The sequence below is a fragment of the Streptomyces sp. NPDC048664 genome (genome assembly GCF_040650555.1).
GTDB lineage: Bacteria > Actinomycetota > Actinomycetes > Streptomycetales > Streptomycetaceae > Streptomyces.
This window is the reverse complement of sequence record NZ_JBEZHK010000010.1, coordinates 92,030-108,534: the sequence shown is the minus strand read 5'-3', so window position 1 is coordinate 108,534 and position 16,505 is coordinate 92,030. Positions and strand designations below refer to the sequence as shown.

Below are 16,505 nucleotides of genomic sequence, written 5' to 3'. Positions count from 1 at the left end.
CGCCCGGGGTGCGGTCTAGATCCGTAGGAGCTGCAGTTCGGACAGGTCGGGTGGGGCCCTGCCGTGCGGGGTTCCCGCGATCCGGTGGCGCAGGGCGGCCTCGGCGGGTTCACCGCAGGGGGTCGGCGACGGCGAGAGGGCGGGCGGGAGGTAGGAGGCGGCCGTGCCCCCGGCCGCGCAGGTCCCGGCGTGGTCCATGGCCGTCCCGCCGTGCCACGGGCTCGCGAGCGGGGCGCGGTCGGTCACGGGGGCGGCCGCGGTGTGGTGACCGGCCAGGGCCGTCGGGGCCGCCATGACGTGTTGCCCGGCGGCCGGCATCCCGGACGGCGAGAGGCCGTGCAGGGCGAGCAGGCCGGTGAGGACCGCCAACGCCGACAGCACCCGGCGGACGCGGCTCACCGTGGAACGGGTGCGCGCGCCGGATGCCATGGCACCCATCGTAGGCCGCGCGCACCACGGCAGTTCGGGGTGGCCCGACGGCGCCCGCCACGGCTGCCGCGCTGCACGCCGGGCGCGTTCGGCGCGCGTCAGCGCCCGCTCCGCACGATCGCCTCCGGGGCGGCGGGAGTGGCGGCGCCCGCGTTCGCGCCCGCCGCGCCCGCCATGCCCGCACCCGCCTCCGCCATGCCCGCACCCCCCGTACCCGCGGCCGCGTCCGCCGTACCCGCGCCCGTCCCGACGCGGGACCTCCCCCCGGGCGTCCACGACGTCAGTGCCACTCCGCCCACCAGCAGGGCCGCCGCGCCCCAGCGCAGGGGGCTGATGGGCTCGTCCAGGAACAGGGCGGCGGCGGACATGCCGAAGACGGGGACCAGGAGGGAGAACGGGGCGACCGTGGAGGCGGGGTGACGGCGCAGCAGCCAGCCCCAGATGCCGAAGCCGAGGATCGTGGTGATCCAGGCGACGTACAGGACGATGCCGGCGCCCTGCCAGTCCAGGGCGCGCACGGCGGCCAGGTCGCGGGACGGGCCCTCCGTCAGCAGGGAGAGGCCGAGCAGGGGCAGCACCGGCACCGTGCTCACCCACACCATGAAGTTCAGCGCGTTCGGCGGTGCGGCCTTGCGGGTCAGGACGTTGGACACGCCCCAGCAGGCCGCCGCCGCGATGACCAGGGCGAACGCGCCGAGCGGACCCGAGGTGCCCTCGTCCACGGCCGCGAGCCCCACTCCGGCCAGGGCCACCGCCATGCCCAGCAGCCGCAGGCGTGTGGGCCGTTCGCCGAGGACGACGAAGGCCACGAGCGCGGTGAAGACGGCCTGGATCTGGAGCACCAGGGAGGACAGTCCGGCGGGCATGCCCGCGTCCATGCCGATGAACAGCAGCCCGAACTTGGCGACTCCGAGCACCAGTCCGACCGCCACGACGGACCGCCAGCCCACCTGGGGGCGCCCGACGAAGAAGACCGCGGGTACCGCCGCGACCAGGAAGCGCAGGGCCGAGAACAGCAGCGGCGGGAAGTGGCCGAGCCCGAGTTCGATGACGGTGAAGTTCACCCCCCAGACGGCGGCCACGAGAACGGCGAGGAAGACATGTACGGGTCGCATACGTCGATGATCACGACCTCGACCGTGAAGCACCAGCGACGGTTTCTGCATGGTTGGATGAAGCATCGCTAACCGGAGCCCCGGGTGCGACGTCCCCGAACGCGGAACCGAGGCGGCCCCTCCATGCTGGACCTTCAACGCCTGCGCGCCCTGCACGCCGTCTCCGTCCACGGCACGGTCGGCGCCGCCGCCACCGCGCTCGGCTACACCTCCTCCGCCGTGTCCCAGCAGATCGCCAAACTGGAGCGGGAGACCAGGACCGTGCTGCTGGAGCGCGAGGGGCGGGGCGTGCGTCTCACCGAGGAGGCGTGGCAGCTCGTCGTCACGGCGCGGGAGTTGCTGGCGATCGTGGAGCGGGCGGAGACCTCGCTCGAACAGCGGCGGGGGGTGCCGGCCGGGCGGCTGACGATCGCCGCGTTCCCGTCGGCCGCCCGCGGGCTGCTGCCCGGCGTGCTCGCCGACCTGGCCGCGCGGCATCCGTCCCTGGAGGCGCGGCTCACCGAGGTCGACCCGCATCTGTCCGTGGACCTGGTCGCGAAGGGCGCCGTGGATCTCACGGTCGCGCACGACTGGGACACCGCCCCGCTGCCCGCGCCCGCCGGGGTGGAGCAGGCGTTGATCGGGGAGGACAGGTGCGATCTGCTCGTGCCCGAGGGGCATCCGCTGGCCGGGCGTGCGGCCGTGCGACCCGAGGAGTTGGGCGGTGAGCGCTGGATCTGCCAGCCGCCCGGCCGGGTCTGCCACGACTGGCTGCTGCGGACCCTGCGGGCGGCCGGGCACGAGCCCGACGTGGTGCACCAGGCCGACGAGAACCCGACCCTGACCGCCCTGGTGGCGGCCGGGCTCGGCATCGCGGTCATCCCGCGCCTGGGGCGTGGCCCGCTGCCGGCGGGGGTGGTCGAGGTCGCCCTCGAACCGATGCCGGTGCGGCGGCTGTACGCGGTGTGGCGTGAGGGCGCCGCGCGCCGTCCGGCGATCGCCGAGGCCGTGCGCACCCTGCGGGAGCACGGGCCGAGCGCGGCGCACGCGCCCCGTACGCCCCGCGAGTCCCGACTTCGGGAAGCGGCCGCCGGCACGGGAACCCGTGCCGGGTCCCCTTCGTCCAACGCGCGAGCTGTCGGATGAGTCCCCGCCGTGCGGCGTCGGCCCTCGCCACTGGCTGCGATCGCTGACCACCCTCCTCCGCCGCACGCGGCCGGCAGCACGCCGCCGTCGGCGCGCCCCTCAGTCGGCGCCGATGGCGGCCCCCCGTCCCGCCGCGCCTGCCTCTGACGAGCCGTCATGTCTCGGATACTGGTGCTCTTCCGGCCCCTCTCCAGCCCCTTCGGAAGGAGCGCCCATGTCCGGCCCCTCCAGGCGCGTCGTCCTCACCGGGAGCCTGACCGCGGCCCTCGCCCTCGGTTCGGGCACCGCCCACGCCGCCGCGCGGCTGCCCGCCCTCGTCTCCCGCATGACGCTGGAGGAGAAGGTCGGCCAGCTCTTCGTGACACGCGTCCACGGCCACTCGGCCACCGCCCCCGACCCGGCCGACAGCGCCGCCAACCTCGCCGAGTTCGGCGTCCGCACGGCCGCCGAGCTGATCGCGAAGTACCGTGTCGGCGGCGTCGTCTACTTCGGCTGGGCGCACAACACCCGCTCCCCGCACCAGATCGCGGACCTCTCGAACGGCATCCAGACCGCGTCCCTGGCCGGCCCCCGCGGACTGCCCGTGCTCATCGCGACGGACCAGGAGCACGGGGCGGTGGCCCGCGTGGGCGGACCCGCCACCCTGTTCCCGGGCGCGATGGCCGTCGGCGCGGGCGGCTCCCGCGCGGACGCCTTCACGCTCGGCCGGATCTCCGGCGCCGAACTGCGCGCCCTGGGCATCCGCCAGGACTACTCCCCCGACGCCGACGTCAACATCGACCCGGCCAACCCGGTGATCGGCGTGCGCTCCTTCGGCGCGGACCCGCGGGCGGTGGCGCGCCTGGTGACGGCGGAGGCGGCGGGCTACCGGGCCTCCGGGGTCGCGGCGACCGCCAAGCACTTCCCGGGCCACGGCGACACGGCCGTCGACAGCCACACCGGCCTGCCGGTCATCACCCACAGCCGCGAGCGGTGGGACAGGCTCGACGCGGTGCCCTTCCGTGCGGCGGTCCGCGCCGGAATCGACTCGATCATGACCGCGCACATCGTGGTCCCCGCGCTGGACGCCTCCGGCGACCCGGCCACGCTCTCGCACCCGATCGTCACCGGCATCCTGCGCGAGGAGCTGGGATACGACGGGGTCGTGGTGACCGACTCGCTCGGCATGCAGGGGGTGCGCCAGAAGTACGGCGACGACCGGGTTCCGGTGCTCGCGCTCAAGGCCGGCGTCGACCAACTGCTCAACCCGCCCAACCTGGAGCTCGCCACTCGCGCGGTCCTCGCGGCGGTGCGCGGCGGCGAGCTGAGCGAGGCCCGGCTGGAGGAGTCGGTGCTGCGCATCCTGCGCCTCAAGGCGAGGCTCGGGCTGTTCGAGCAGCCCTTCACCACCGGCGCCGCGGTCGACCGCACCGTCGGCACGGCCGCGCATCGGCGCGCGGCGGACCAGGTCGCGCAGCGCACCACGACGCTGCTGGTCGACAAGGACCGCCTGCTGCCGCTGTCCTGCCGCACCCATCCCCGTCTGCTCGTCGCCGGTGCCGACCCGCAGTCCCCGTCCGGCACCGACGGACCCCCCACCGCCGTGCTGGCGAACGCCCTGACCGGTCTCGGCTTCACCGCCACCGCGCTGCCCACCGGCATGGAGCCCACGGCCGCCGCGATCGAGCGCGCGGTCGCGGCGGCGAAGGACGCGGACGCGGTGGTCCTGGGCACCTACGACCTGAGCGCCACGAGCACCCAACTCACCCTGGTCGAACGTCTGCTCGCCACCGGACGTCCGGTGATCGCGGTCGCCCTCCGCAACCCCTACGACGTCGCCCGGCTCCAGGGCGTCCACGCCTGCCTGGCCACCTACTCCTGGACCGACCCCGAACTGCGCGCGGCGGCCCGGGTGATCGCGGGCCGGGCGGCACCGCGCGGCAGGCTGCCGGTGCCGGTGCGGCGGGCGGACGACCCGGCACGGGTGCTGTACCCCCTGGGCTACGGCCTGTCGTACCGGGACTACGCCTAGCGCGGCGGACCCCGCCCCCCATCCGCCGGGAACTACCCGATATGCCTGACATGGGCGACCTTGGTCCGCCATGCTGGGCGGCGGCGGGCGAGAGGGTGGCGATGCGAGGGACACGTGCGGTGCCAGGTGCGCTGGTGGCGGCTGCGCTGGCGGTGACGGGGCTGTCCGGATGCCTGTCGTCCGCTCCCCCGGCGGCCACGGACACGGCCGGCGCGAGCGCCACGGCCGCGCCGCCGTCCGGGTACGGGTCGGTGTTCCTCGCCGACGGCGAGTGCAGTTCCCTCGGGACGACGAGCTTCACGGAAGTGCCCTGCACCAGCGCGCAGGCCGCGGCCCGGGTGATCGCACGCCATGACGGCGACCCCGCCCGTGGTCCCGCGTGCCCCGCGACCACGGATGTCGTCCTGCACATCGGCCGGTCGGCCGCCGCGCCGGACGCCACGGCCGACGGCGCCACCCCACAGGGCTACGCGTGCATGCGGAACCTGCGGCCGCCGCACCCGGGCGACCCCGGAGGCGGCGGCGGCCCGCGCACGATCGTCGGCGACTGCGTGTACGGCGCGGGCGCCGGCGAGGTCCGCGAGACGTCCTGCGACGGCAAGGGCGCGCACGCACCGCAGTACAAGGTGACCTCGGCGGTGGCGCGCCGCTCGCAGTGCCCGTCGTCGACGGGCCTCTACGTCGAGCTGGGCGGCGCCAGACCGGTCGGCTGCGCCCGGTCGCTGACGCACCGCCACCCGAGCCCGGCCGCGACGCCGCGCCCCAGCGGGGCGCCGCGGCCTTAGCTCCGTGCCAGGGCAGGTCCTACGGTCGTAGGGCCGGCTCGCGTTCCGTGGTCCCGTGGTCCAGCTTCGCGTCGTAGCCCGCCAGGGGCTTCGCGGCCGACGGGTCCGCCTCGACCGACGGGGACGCCACCCCGGCCCAGTCGAGGATGCGGGCGGTGGCCAGGGCCTTCTCGTCGGGGACCAGGCCCGCGACATTGGCGCCGTGGTTCATGCCGGGTGCCGTGAGGACGTACGCGTCACGGGCGCCCTTGCCGAGAGCGAAGCGCTCGGCGCCCCACGGGTCGTTCTGCCCGTACACGAAGAGCATGTGGCGCGCGTGATGCCTGACCCAGCCGTCCACGTCCCGCATCGCCCCGTCCCTGAACCGCATCGGGATGGAGCGGGGCACGAAGTTCCGGGGCGGCTGGTAGCCGTAGTGGAGGTACTTCTTCTCGATGTACGGGAAGTGGATGGTGGGCGCGCCGAGTTGGGTGCCGGCCTGGTAGTAGTACGGCGTGTACGGGGCGAGGCCCTGGTCGGTGTAGAAGGAGAAGCCGGAGATCGTGTCGACGGAGTTCCAGATCTCGTCGTCGGTGGCCTTCTTCGCGTCGGCCGGGATCGTGGCGCAGTCCGCGAGCGTGCTGTACTGCCAAAAGCCCCACACGTAGTCCAGGACGACCGACTCGTAGGCGCGGTCCAGGCTGCCCACCGTGGTGAAGGTGGCGCCGGCCTGCGCCGCGTACGCCGCGTACTTCTTCTCCAGCGTGTCCCGGCGTACCAGGGCCTCGCGCTGCACCGCGTCGAGCCGGTCGCGGCACTCCTTGGTGCCGACCGTCGTGAAGAACCGGTCGTAGGCGGAGTCCTCGTCGTTCACCACGTCGTTGGGCGCGACGTAGGCGACGACGCCGTCCATGTCACGCGGGTAGAAGCGCTTGTAGTACGTCGCCGTCATGCCGCCCTTGGAGCCGCCCGTGGCGAGCCACCGCTGCGGGTACACCGCCTTGAGCGCCTCGAACACCCGGTGCTGGTCGCTCGCCGCCTGCCAGATGTCCAGCTTCGACCAGTCGGCGGGGGCGGGGCGGGACGGGGTGAAGAAGCGGTACTCCAGGGAGACCTGGTTGCCGTCCACGATGCGGGTGGGCTCACTGCGGCCGGGGGTCGTGGAGACGTTGTACCCGCTGGTGTAGAAGACCGTGGGGCGCGAGACGTCCTTGTGCAGCACGGTGATCCGCTGCTGGAACGTGCCCCGCCCGGGGTGCCGGTGGTCGACCGGCTGGGTGTAGGCGAGCACGAAGTAGCGGTAGCCGTCGTACGGCTTCTCCTCCACGAGGCTCATGCCCGGTATCGCGAGCAGCCGGTCCTTGATGTCGGCCGTCGGCTGGACGGCGGTGGCCGTCCCGGCCGTGCCCAGCGTGCCGATGAGCACGGCGAGCGCCAGCAGCCATCTGAGCGCCTTGCGCATGCACCCTCCCCTGTGATCGCGGATGTCCGCCGGAACCTAGCGGAGCGGCATCCACGTACACCAGGGGGCGTTCGAGCTCACCTGTGGATTGGCTGAGAAGGCCCGCCCGTCAGCACAGGATCCAGCCCGAGCTGACCGACCCGGAGCCCACGGACCCCTTGATCCACACGCACCGGTGTCCCACGTGCACGGCCACGGGGCCCGCGTACCGCGTGTAGGTGCCGATGTCGGCGGCGGGCCGGTTGCCGCGCGCCTGCACGCTCACGGACATCGGCCGGCGGCCGGCGGCCTTCTTCGGGACGGTCATCGCGCACACATAGCTGTCCCGCTTGTAGACCTGCACCGCGCCGGTGGCGAAGGAGAGTGTGCGCACCATGCGCCCGGAGCAGAGATCGGCCGCCTGCGCGTTGCCCGGGCTCGCCACGGCGAGCAGTCCCGACGCCGCGAGCACGGTCAGCCCGAGCGCCGGCGGGCGGCGTCGTATCGCACCACTGTCCACTTGTTGTCCTTCCCCACGACGATGGGCGTACGGAGGTACGGACGCCTGTCGTACCCGCCTTGGTTGCCCCGGACCGGTGGCGCGCGGCGCGGGGCCCCGCTCAGGCCGTGCTGCCCACCGGCTCCTCGGGCTCGGGCTCGCCCGGCTCCGGCTCGCCCGTGAACGTCCGCCACAGCCGCGCGTACCGGCCCTCGCGGGCCAGCAGCTCCTCGTGGGTGCCCTCCTCGGCGACCCGGCCGTGGTCCATCACCACCACGCGGTCCGCGCGGGCGGCCGTGGTCAGCCGGTGGGCGACGACCAGCGTCGTACGACGGCCCGCCAGCCGGTCCGTGGCCCGGTTGACCTGCGCCTCGGTGGCCAGGTCGAGTGCCGCGGTGGCCTCGTCCAGCAGCAGGATGTCCGGGTCCACCAGTTCCGCGCGGGCCAGGGCGATCAGCTGCCGCTGGCCGGCGGACAGGTTCCGGCCGCGCTCGGCGACCTCGTGCAGATAGCCGCCCGTGAGCTGGGCGATCATGTCGTGCGCGCCCACCGCCCGTGCCGCGGCCTCCACCTCGGCGTCGCTCGCGCCCGGACGCGCGTAGGCGATGGCGTCCCGGACCGTCCCCGGGAACAGGTACGACTCCTGCGGTACGACGCCGAGCCGGTGCCGGTACGAGGCCAGGTCCAGCGCGCGCAGATCGCTCCCGTCGACGAGCACCCGGCCGCGGGTGGGGTCGTAGAACCGGGCCACGAGCTTGACCAGGGTCGACTTGCCCGCCCCCGTCTCGCCGACGAACGCGACCGTCTGCCCGGCGGGGATGGTCAGCCGGACGCTGCTGAGCGCCTCCTCCTCGTCGCCGTAGGCGAAGGCGACGTCGTCGAAGGTGACGTCGCCGCGCAGCGAGGTCACCGCACGCGGCTGGTCGGCGGCCTGGGTGGAGGCCGGTTCCCGCAGCAGTTCCTGGATGCGGCCCAGCGACACCGTGGCCTGCTGGTACCCGTCGAAGACCTGGGAGAGCTGCTGGACCGGTGCGAAGAACAGGTCGATGTAGAGCAGGTAGGCGACCAGCGCGCCGGTCGTCAGGGTCCCCGCGTCCACCCGGTGCGAGCCCACGATCAGCACGGCCGCCGCGGCCGCCGACGAGAGCAGCTGCACGAAGGGGAAGTACACGGAGATCAGCCACTGCCCCCGGATGCGGGCCCGCCGGTAGCCGTCGCTGCCCTCGGTGAACCGTCGGCCGCCGTCCCGCTCCCGCCCGAAGGCCTGGAGGATGCGCAGCCCCGACACCGATTCCTGGAGGTCGGCGTTGACCCCCGACACCCGTTCCCGGGCCAGCTCGTACGCCTTCACGCTCGCCCGGCGGAAGAACACGGTCGCCACGATCAGCGGCGGCAGCGTGACGAAGACCACCAGCGCGAGCTGCACGTCCAGCACCAGCAGCGCGACCATGATCCCGAGGAAGGTGACGACGGAGACGACCGCGGTGACCAGGCCGGTCTGCAGGAACGTCGACAGCGCGTCCACGTCGGTCGTCATCCGGGTCATGATCCGCCCGGTCAGCTCGCGCTCGTAGTAGTCGAGCCCCAGCCGCTGGAGCTGGGCGAAGATCTTCAGCCGGAGGGCGTACAGGACGCGCTCACCGGTCCGCCCGGTCATCCGCGTCTCGCCGAACTGCGCCGCCCACTGCACGAGGACCGCGACCAGGGCCAGCAGCGACGCCGTCCAGACCGCGCCGAGCGCCATCTTGGAGACGCCGCTGTCGATGCCGTGCCGGATCAGGATCGGCAGCAGCAGGCTCATGCCCGCGTCGACCGCGACCAGGACCAGGCTGACGAGGAGCGGCGCGCCGAAGCCGCGCAGCAGCCGGGTCAGTCCGTACGACGCCTCCGGCCGCACCGCGCGGGCCTCGTCCACGGCGGGAGTGTCGGTGGCCGCGGGAAGCCTCTCCACCTGGGCGAGGAGTTCGGGGGTGGCCGGGGAGCCGGACAGCGCCCGGTCCTTGGGCTCGCGGTCGCCGGTCCACAGCCGCGGGGTCACCCCGCGCTCGGCGTCGAACTCGGCGTCCAGCTCGTCGCGGACGCTGGTGTCCTCGCGCGGGGCCGCCGCCATGGTGTGGCCCGGGGAGACACCGCCCAGCTCGTCCGGGTCGGTCAGCAGCCGCCGGTACAGGGCGCTGCGCGCCTGGAGCTCCTCGTGGGTGCCGATGTCGGCGAGGCGCCCGCCGTCCAGGACGGCGATGCGGTCGGCGAGGTTCAGGGTGGAGCGCCGGTGCGCGATCAGCAGGGTGGTACGGCCCCGCATGACCTGCTTCAGGGCCTCGTGGATCTCGTGCTCGACCTGGGCGTCCACCGCCGAGGTGGCGTCGTCCAGGACGAGGAGGCGCGGGTCGGTGAGGATGGCGCGGGCGAGCGCGACGCGCTGGCGCTGGCCGCCGGAGAGGGTCAGGCCGTGCTCGCCGACCGTGGTCCCGTACCCGTCGGGCAGTTCGGCGATGAACCGGTCGGCCTGGGCGGCGCGCGCGGCCCGCTCGATCTGCTCGTCGCTCGCGTCGGGACGGCCGTAGGCGATGTTGGCGCGGACCGTGTCCGAGAACAGGAAGGAGTCCTCGGGGACCAGGCCGATCGCGGCGCGCAGCGACTTCTGGGTCAGCTCGCGCACGTCGTGGCCGCCGACGAGGACGGCGCCGTGCGTGACGTCGTAGAAGCGCGGCAGGAGCAGGGAGACGGTGGACTTGCCGGAGCCGGAGGAACCGACGACGGCGAGGGTCTCGCCGGCGCGGATCTCGAAGGAGAGCCCGTCGAGGACCGGCCGCCCGGCACCGGAGTCGCCGACGCCGCCGGGCTCGCCGGAGTCGTCGGGCTCGTCGGAGCCGCCGTAGGAGAAGGAGACGTTCTCGAACTCGACCGTGGCGGGCGCGTCGGCGGGCAGCTCCTTGGTGCCGTCCCGCAGCGACGGCTCGGTGTCGATCAGCTCCAGGACGCGCTCGGCGCCCGCGCGGGCCTGCTGGCCCACCGTGAGGACCACGGCCAGCATCCGCACCGGGCCGACGAGCTGGGCGAGGTAGGAGGAGAACGCGACGAACGTGCCGAGTGTGATGTGCCCGTTCACGGCGAGCCAGCCACCGGCTCCGAGCATGGCGACCTGCCCGAACGCGGGCACGGCCTGGAGGGCGGGGGTGTAGCGGGCGTTCAACCGGATGGTGCGCAGCCGGCCCGCGAACAGCCGGTGGCCGACCTCGCGCAGCTTGCCCGTCTCCTGCTCCTCCTGCCCGAAGCCCTTCACCACGCGGACACCGCTGACGGCGCCGTCGACCACGCCTGCCACGGCGGCGGCCTGCGCCTGCGCGTACCAGGTGGCCGGATGCAGCCGGACACGGCTGCGCCTGGCGATGAACCACAGGGCGGGCGCCACCGCGAGGGCGACCAGGGTGAGCGGCAGCGACAGCCACGCCATGATCCCCAGGGAGATCAGGAAGAGGAGCACGTTCCCGATCGTCATCGGGAGCATGAACAGCAGCCCCTGGATGAGCTGGAGGTCGCTGGTGGCCCGGCCGACGACCTGCCCGGTGGACAGCTCGTCCTGGCGCCGCCCGTCCAGCCGGGTGATCGTCGCGTACATCTCGGTGCGCAGGTCGTGCTGCACGTCCAGGGCGAGCCGGCCGCCGTAGTAGCGGCGGATGTAGGTGAGCGCGTAGACCGCCACGGCCGCCCCGATCAGGGCGCCCGCCCAGGGGCCCATGGACCGGGTGTGGCTGCCGACGACGTCGTCGATGATCACCTTGGTGATCAGCGGGACGAGGGCCATGACGGCCATGCCGGCCAGGGAGGACCCGAGCGCGAGGACGACGTCCTTCGGATAGCGCCACGCGTACGCCGCCAGCCTGCGCGCCCAGCCGCGTGCTTCCCCCTCGTGCGCTGCCACACCCGTCCCTTCCTGCCGATCCGGTCTGCCCGTGCGGTACCCGCACCACCGTGCACCGCGTTCGTGCACCCTGACGCAAGGCCAACACGTCGGACGCCGGATTTCATCCCGGGGGCCGCGCACCGCCGCCCGTCGCGGCGGCGTCTAGCCGGCGGGGTGGTGCGGCAGGCGTACCCGCAGTGCGTACAGGCGGGTGACCTGGGCCGCGTTCTGGTTGTCGTCGCTGACCAGCAGCAGGCTCAGCCGCCCGTGCCGCGCCCCGGTGACGGCCATGCCCTCGACGTTGTCGAGCAGCGGGTTCGGCTGGGGCTGCCGCGCCCGCGCGCCCAGCGAGGGGCAGTCGGCCAGGTCCGCGAGGAGCGTCTTGCGGGCGAGCCGCACGTCGGCCTGGCCGGTCAGGATGTCCACGCGGCTGGTGTCGCCGGCGTGGGAGAGGTCGGCGAGGTAGAGGCGGATCGTGTTGCCGTACCCGGCCCTGAAGCCGCGCTCCAGCACGAGGAGCCGGCCGTCGGGGGTCGCCGCCGTCTCGGAGACGCCGAGGCCGGTGTCGGTGCGGTAGCCGTACTGGGCCGCGAGCGCGAAGTGCTCGCCGTGCCGCTTCCAGGTCTGGAAGCGGACGACGCCGGGGGTGTCGCCGCTCAGCGAGCCCTCCATGGCGGCCAGCAGCGTGCGCCCGCCGGGCAGCAGGGTCAGCCCCTCGAAGGTCAGGTTCGAGGTGGCGCGCCCCGCGGGGGCGACCCGCAGGGAGTCGGGCACCGGGAGGCGGTCGAGGATTCTGCCGTCGCGGGAGTAGCGGCGCACGGACGGCTCGGTCTCGGAGGTGACGAGCCGGGTGCCGTCCCGGTCGACGGCCAGGCCCTCGGAGTCCAGGGCGGCGCCGTGCTCGTCGGCGAGGGCGGTCACGCCGGTGGGCCGGAGGGTCTTCCGGTCGAGGGTGAACAGCGAGGAGCGGTCCGAGAGCGCGGCGATCCGGCCGCCGGAGTCGACGGAGAGCGCGGAGAGGTTGCCGACGAACGTGTCGGCGTACGTCGTCTTGTCGAGGGCGTCGGAGAAGCCCGTCAGGGCGACGGAGGGGGAGCAGGCGTGCGCGGGAGTGCCGGGCGGGGTGGCGGGCGTGGCCCCGGTGGCGGCGGCCGGCGGTGTGGCGGCGGCGAGCGTGGCGGTGACGGCGACGAGGAGGGTTCTCAGGCGCATATCGCCACCGTAGTGCCGAGCGGGTGCGCGGGGGTGGCCCGAAAGTGAACTCCCCGTCGACCACCGCGTGTCAGGCGGCGGGGTCGACGGGGAGGCGCGGCGATGCCGATCCGCGCGGGCGATCCGCCCGGGGACCCTGGTCAGGGGTCCGTGCCCGGCACCCTGGTCAGGGGTTCGGGGCGGGGATCGCGGTCACGGACCGCGGTCAGTGGGCGGAGACCGCGGTCAGTGGGCGGGGACCGCCGGGAGGACCTCCTGCGGCCTGCTGGTCGGCACGAACTTCCCGGTGGCGGACGCCGTCGGCACCAGGTCCTTGTGGATCGCCGTGGCCACCTTCTGGATGGTGGCCACGCCGTAGTCCATGGTGCTGTTGTCCTGGGTGAGCACCGTGATCGTGTAGTCGTGGCCGAGGCCGCTGAACGTGCCGACGCTGTGCACGCGCCAGCCGTGCGTGGCGCGCTGCAGCCAGCCGTTCTTCACGTGCACGGAGACACCGGACGGCGCGCCCGCCGGGGTGCCCCAGCGCTGGGACGGGTCGACCTGGCCCATCAGTTTCTGGATGTAGGCGCGGGAGTTGTCGCTCAGCACGGCGTTCTTGGCGGTGACGAGCGCGAGGAGCTTCTGCTCGTCCTGCACGGTGATCTGGGTCAGGCCCCAGTAGCCGTCCGCGCCGGGCGTGGTCTGGGTCATGCCGGCGGCCGACAGGAAGCCCTGGACCTTCGCCGAACCGAGCTGCTTCCACAAGGCGCTGGTGGCGTCGTTGTCCGACTGCGTGATCATCGCCGTGGCGAGGTCGGCCTCGTGGTCGGTGAGGTAGCGGTTGCTCTTCTTGGCGTCCCACAGCAGCGCGGAGAGCACGGTCACCTTGACGACGCTGGCCGAGTCGTAGGCGGAGGTGCTCCGCAGTGAGCAACTGGTGCTGGTGGAGCGGTCGTAGAGGCCGACCGCGACGGTCCCCTCGCGCCCCGCCAGGGCCGCGGTGATGTCCTTCTGGAGTTGGGCGGCCAGTCCCGCCTTGCCCGACGTGCAACTGACGGTCGACGGCGCGGCGGTCGCGGGCGCGGCGGCCGCGACGAGCGGGATGAGTGTCCCGGCGGCGAGGCTCGCACAGAGCGCTCGGGTACGCCGGGATATCCGGTGAGTCATGGAAGTCCCCTCGCTTGCATGGGTTCGGGCACGCCCCCGGCGCGCCCGAACCTCACGACTCATGGGTATGAGTGGAAGGTTGCACGATACGACGTACGCGACCGGCCACCTCGACCAGGTGGGACGACGCGGCCCGGGACGGGTCCGGCGGCGGGCACCGGCGCCGGTCGGGGCCGTTCAGCCCAGGTGCGTGGGCGCGAACATCCGCAGGACCGCCGGGAGGACGACGACCGAGGGACCCGGCTCGGCGAGGGCCTTCGCCAGGTCCTGCTCCAGGGTCTCGGGGGTCGTGCGGACGCCCGGGACGCCGAAGGACCGGGCCAGGGCCGCGAAGTCGGGGCGGGCCAGCTCGGTGCCGGTCGTCCGGCCGAACGCGTCGCTCATGTACTCGCGCAGGATGCCGTAGCCGCCGTCGTCGACGATCAGCCAGGTCACGTCGAGGTCGTACTGCCGCGCGGTCGCCAGTTCGGCGATGGAGTAGAGGGCGCCGCCGTCCCCCGACACCGCGAGCACCGGGCGGGTCGGGTCGGCGACCGCCGCTCCGAGCGCGGCCGGGAAGCCGTAGCCGAGGCCCCCGGCGCCCTGGGCCGAGTGCAGGGTGTTCGCGCCCCGCGCGTCGAAGGCCGACCAGGCCCAGTACGCCAGGATCGTCATGTCCCAGAAGGACGGGGAGGTGGAGGGCAGGGCCCGGCGCACGGCCGCCAGGACGTCCTGCTCCAGCGTCAGGTCCTGGGCGGCGATCCGGTCGGCCACCCGGTCCAGCAGCGCCCGTACGCGCTCCGGGGCGGTCGCGTCGCGCCGTTCGGACACCGTCTCCAGGAGCGCCTGGAGGGCAAGGCGGGCGTCGGCGTGGATGCCGAGGGCGGGGTGGTTGGACTCCAGCTTGCCGAGGTCCGCCTCGATCTGGATCACCCGGCCGCGCGGGGTGAACGTGTGGTAGTTCGAGGAGAGTTCGCCCAGGCCCGAGCCGACGACGAGGAGGACGTCCGCGTCCTCCAGGAAGTCGGTGGTGTGCCGGTCCTCCAGCCAGGACCGCAGCGACAGCGGATGGTTCCAGGGGAAGGCGCCCTTGCCGCCCGGGGTGGTCACGACGGGGGCGTCCAGCCGCTCGGCGAGTTTCCGCAGCTTGCCCGAGGCGTCCGCCCGCACCACGCCCCCGCCCGCGATGATCACCGGGCGCTCGGCGCGGGACAGCAGGTCGGCGGCGACGGCGGTCAGTTCGGGCCGCGGGGGCCGCTCGTCCGGGGTGGCGTCCACGGCCGTCACCACCGGAAGGGACGTCTCGGCCAGCAGCACGTCCTGCGGGATCTCCACCCACACCGGGCCGTGCGGAACCGTCAGCGCGGACCTCCAGGCGTCCGCGAGGGCGGACGGGATCTGGGAGGGGGTGCGCGCGCTGTGCACGGACTTGACGACGCCGCGGAACGAGGCGGCCTGGTCGGGCAGTTCGTGCAGATAGCCGTGGCGGCCGCCGCCCAGGCCCGCCGCGGGGACCTGGCTGCCGATCGCCAGCACCGGGGCCGAGGCGGCCGCCGCCTCCTGGAGCGCGGCGAGCGACATCAGCGCCCCCGGCCCGGTCGACAGCAGGAGCGGGGCCGCCTCGCCGGTGATCCGGCCGTAGGCGTCCGCCGCGAAGCCCGCGTTGTTCTCCATCCGCAGCCCGACGTACCGCAGATCGGAACGGCCCAGCGCGTCGAACACGCCGAGCGCGTGCTGGCCGGGCAGTCCGAAGACCGTCGTCGCGCCGAGCCCCGCGAGGGTCTCCACGACCAGGTCCCCGCCGGTACGGCCCGCGGGAGGGTGGAGGGCCGCCTCGGTCTGGGCCGCCGAGGGGCGAAGGACCAGGTCGTGGTCGTGGGTCACTTGGCCGTCGTCTCCTCACCGGCGCGGGCCGCCGCGATCTGACGGCTCATGATGGTCGTCAGCTCGTACGCGGTGTGGGAGGCGGCCACCGAGGTGATCTCGGCGTGGTCGTAGGCGGGCGCCACCTCGACCACGTCCGCCGAGACCAGGTTGCAGGAGGCGAGGCCGCGCAGGATCTCCAGGAGTTCGCGCGAGGTCATGCCGCCGGCCTCGGGCGTGCCCGTGCCGGGGGCGTGCGCCGGGTCGAGGCAGTCGATGTCGATGGAGATGTACAGGGGGCGGTCGCCGATGCGCTGGCGGAGCTGGTCGGCGACCTCGTCCGCGCCGCGCCGGTAGACGTCGGCGGAGGTGACGATGCCGAAGCCCATCTTCTCGTCGTCGGTGAGGTCCTGCTTGCCGTACAGCGGGCCCCGGGTGCCGACGTGGGAGAGCGCGGAGGTGTCGAGGACGCCCTCCTCGACGGCGCGGCGGAACGGGGTGCCGTGCGTGTACTCGGCGCCGAAGTAGGTGTCCCAGGTGTCCAGGTGGGCGTCGAAGTGCAGCAGGGCGACCGGGCCGTGCTTCCTGGCCACCGAGCGCAGCAGCGGCAGGGCGATGGTGTGGTCGCCGCCCAGTGTCATCAGGCGGGCGCCGGTGCCGAGCAGGTCGTCCGCGGCGGCCTCGACGGTCTCCACCGCCTCGTTGATGTTGAACGGGTTCACCGCGATGTCGCCGCCGTCCGCGACCTGGGCGAGCGCGAACGGGGAGGCGTCCTGGGCCGGGTTGTAGGGGCGGAGCAGGCGGGAGGCCTCGCGGATGGCGTTGCCGCCGAAGCGGGCGCCGGGACGGTAGGAGACGCCCGAGTCGAAGGGCACGCCGACGACGGCGACGTCCGCGGTGCCGACCTCGTCGAGGCGGGGCAGCCGGGCGAAGGTCGCGGGGCCCGCGTACCGCGGGACGCGGGACGAGTCGATGGGGCCGCGGGGCGTCTCGTTGCTGCTCATGGGCGCGGTGCCT

The 16,505-nt window shown here is 74.0% G+C and carries 12 protein-coding genes; 3 read left to right on the top strand and 9 right to left on the bottom strand.

The features are described 5' to 3' along the window. Positions 1-15: 15 nt before the first annotated feature. Positions 16-429: a DUF6153 family protein gene (locus tag AB0C59_RS13735; RefSeq protein ID WP_363003932.1), complete on the bottom strand. Its 414-nt coding sequence runs from the start codon at positions 427-429 to the stop codon at positions 16-18. A 98-nt stretch (positions 430-527) separates the two neighbouring features. Continuing rightward, positions 528-1,544: an EamA family transporter gene (locus tag AB0C59_RS13730; protein WP_363003930.1), complete on the bottom strand. Its 1,017-nt coding sequence runs from the start codon at positions 1,542-1,544 to the stop codon at positions 528-530. Between the two features lie 123 nt (positions 1,545-1,667). Between AB0C59_RS13730 and AB0C59_RS13725 the strand changes: the two genes are divergently transcribed. The 3 genes from AB0C59_RS13725 to AB0C59_RS13715 all read left to right on the top strand — a co-directional run bounded on the left by AB0C59_RS13725 (position 1,668) and on the right by AB0C59_RS13715 (position 5,465). Then, the gene (locus AB0C59_RS13725) at positions 1,668-2,669 is read left to right on the top strand and encodes a LysR family transcriptional regulator (protein ID WP_363003928.1); all 1,002 of its coding nucleotides are present in this window, start codon (positions 1,668-1,670) and stop codon (positions 2,667-2,669) included. Between the two features lie 214 nt (positions 2,670-2,883). Beyond that, positions 2,884-4,680 (top strand): glycoside hydrolase family 3 N-terminal domain-containing protein, encoded by a 1,797-nt coding sequence (locus AB0C59_RS13720; RefSeq protein ID WP_363003926.1) that lies wholly within the window; start codon positions 2,884-2,886, stop codon positions 4,678-4,680. Between the two features lie 101 nt (positions 4,681-4,781). Next, positions 4,782-5,465 (top strand): hypothetical protein, encoded by a 684-nt coding sequence (locus tag AB0C59_RS13715; protein WP_363003924.1) that lies wholly within the window; start codon positions 4,782-4,784, stop codon positions 5,463-5,465. A gap of 19 nt (positions 5,466-5,484) precedes the next feature. Here the strand turns inward: AB0C59_RS13715 and AB0C59_RS13710 are convergent, their stop codons facing one another. The 7 genes from AB0C59_RS13710 to speB all read right to left on the bottom strand — a co-directional run bounded on the left by AB0C59_RS13710 (position 5,485) and on the right by speB (position 16,492). Further along, positions 5,485-6,906, bottom strand: coding sequence for a S28 family serine protease (locus AB0C59_RS13710; RefSeq protein ID WP_363003922.1), 1,422 nt, complete (start codon positions 6,904-6,906; stop codon positions 5,485-5,487). A gap of 109 nt (positions 6,907-7,015) precedes the next feature. Continuing rightward, the gene (locus AB0C59_RS13705) at positions 7,016-7,405 is read right to left on the bottom strand and encodes a hypothetical protein (protein WP_363003920.1); all 390 of its coding nucleotides are present in this window, start codon (positions 7,403-7,405) and stop codon (positions 7,016-7,018) included. 100 nt (positions 7,406-7,505) lie between these two features. Next, positions 7,506-11,306, bottom strand: a complete 3,801-nt coding sequence (locus tag AB0C59_RS13700) for an ABC transporter ATP-binding protein (protein ID WP_363003918.1) — start codon at positions 11,304-11,306, stop codon at positions 7,506-7,508. Between the two features lie 144 nt (positions 11,307-11,450). Further along, entirely contained in the window at positions 11,451-12,500 is a 1,050-nt protein-coding gene (locus AB0C59_RS13695) for an esterase-like activity of phytase family protein (protein ID WP_363003916.1), read from the bottom strand. A 225-nt stretch (positions 12,501-12,725) separates the two neighbouring features. After that, entirely contained in the window at positions 12,726-13,646 is a 921-nt protein-coding gene (locus AB0C59_RS13690; protein WP_363003914.1) for a serine hydrolase, read from the bottom strand. Between the two features lie 177 nt (positions 13,647-13,823). Beyond that, positions 13,824-15,509 carry a thiamine pyrophosphate-binding protein gene (locus AB0C59_RS13685; RefSeq protein ID WP_363003912.1) on the bottom strand — a complete coding sequence of 562 codons (1,686 nt, stop codon included), beginning with the start codon at positions 15,507-15,509 and terminating at the stop codon, positions 13,824-13,826. Further along, positions 15,506-16,492, bottom strand: coding sequence for an agmatinase (gene speB / locus AB0C59_RS13680; protein ID WP_363003910.1), 987 nt, complete (start codon positions 16,490-16,492; stop codon positions 15,506-15,508). The genes AB0C59_RS13685 and speB overlap by 4 nt, the downstream gene beginning before the upstream one ends. Positions 16,493-16,505 lie beyond the last annotated feature (13 nt).

Excerpts from the sequence above, each read along its gene's own strand:
- AB0C59_RS13715 (WP_363003924.1), top strand. The coding sequence starts at position 4,782 with ATGCGAGGGACACGTGCGGTGCCAGGTGCGCTGGTGGCGGCTGCGCTG.
- AB0C59_RS13730 (WP_363003930.1), bottom strand. The coding sequence starts at position 1,544 with ATGCGACCCGTACATGTCTTCCTCGCCGTTCTCGTGGCCGCCGTCTGG.
- AB0C59_RS13735 (WP_363003932.1), bottom strand. The coding sequence starts at position 429 with ATGGCATCCGGCGCGCGCACCCGTTCCACGGTGAGCCGCGTCCGCCGG.
- AB0C59_RS13695 (WP_363003916.1), bottom strand. The coding sequence starts at position 12,500 with ATGCGCCTGAGAACCCTCCTCGTCGCCGTCACCGCCACGCTCGCCGCC.
- AB0C59_RS13720 (WP_363003926.1), top strand. The coding sequence starts at position 2,884 with ATGTCCGGCCCCTCCAGGCGCGTCGTCCTCACCGGGAGCCTGACCGCG.
- AB0C59_RS13725 (WP_363003928.1), top strand. The coding sequence starts at position 1,668 with ATGCTGGACCTTCAACGCCTGCGCGCCCTGCACGCCGTCTCCGTCCAC.
- AB0C59_RS13690 (WP_363003914.1), bottom strand. The coding sequence starts at position 13,646 with ATGACTCACCGGATATCCCGGCGTACCCGAGCGCTCTGTGCGAGCCTC.
- AB0C59_RS13710 (WP_363003922.1), bottom strand. The coding sequence starts at position 6,906 with ATGCGCAAGGCGCTCAGATGGCTGCTGGCGCTCGCCGTGCTCATCGGC.
- speB (WP_363003910.1), bottom strand. The coding sequence starts at position 16,492 with ATGAGCAGCAACGAGACGCCCCGCGGCCCCATCGACTCGTCCCGCGTC.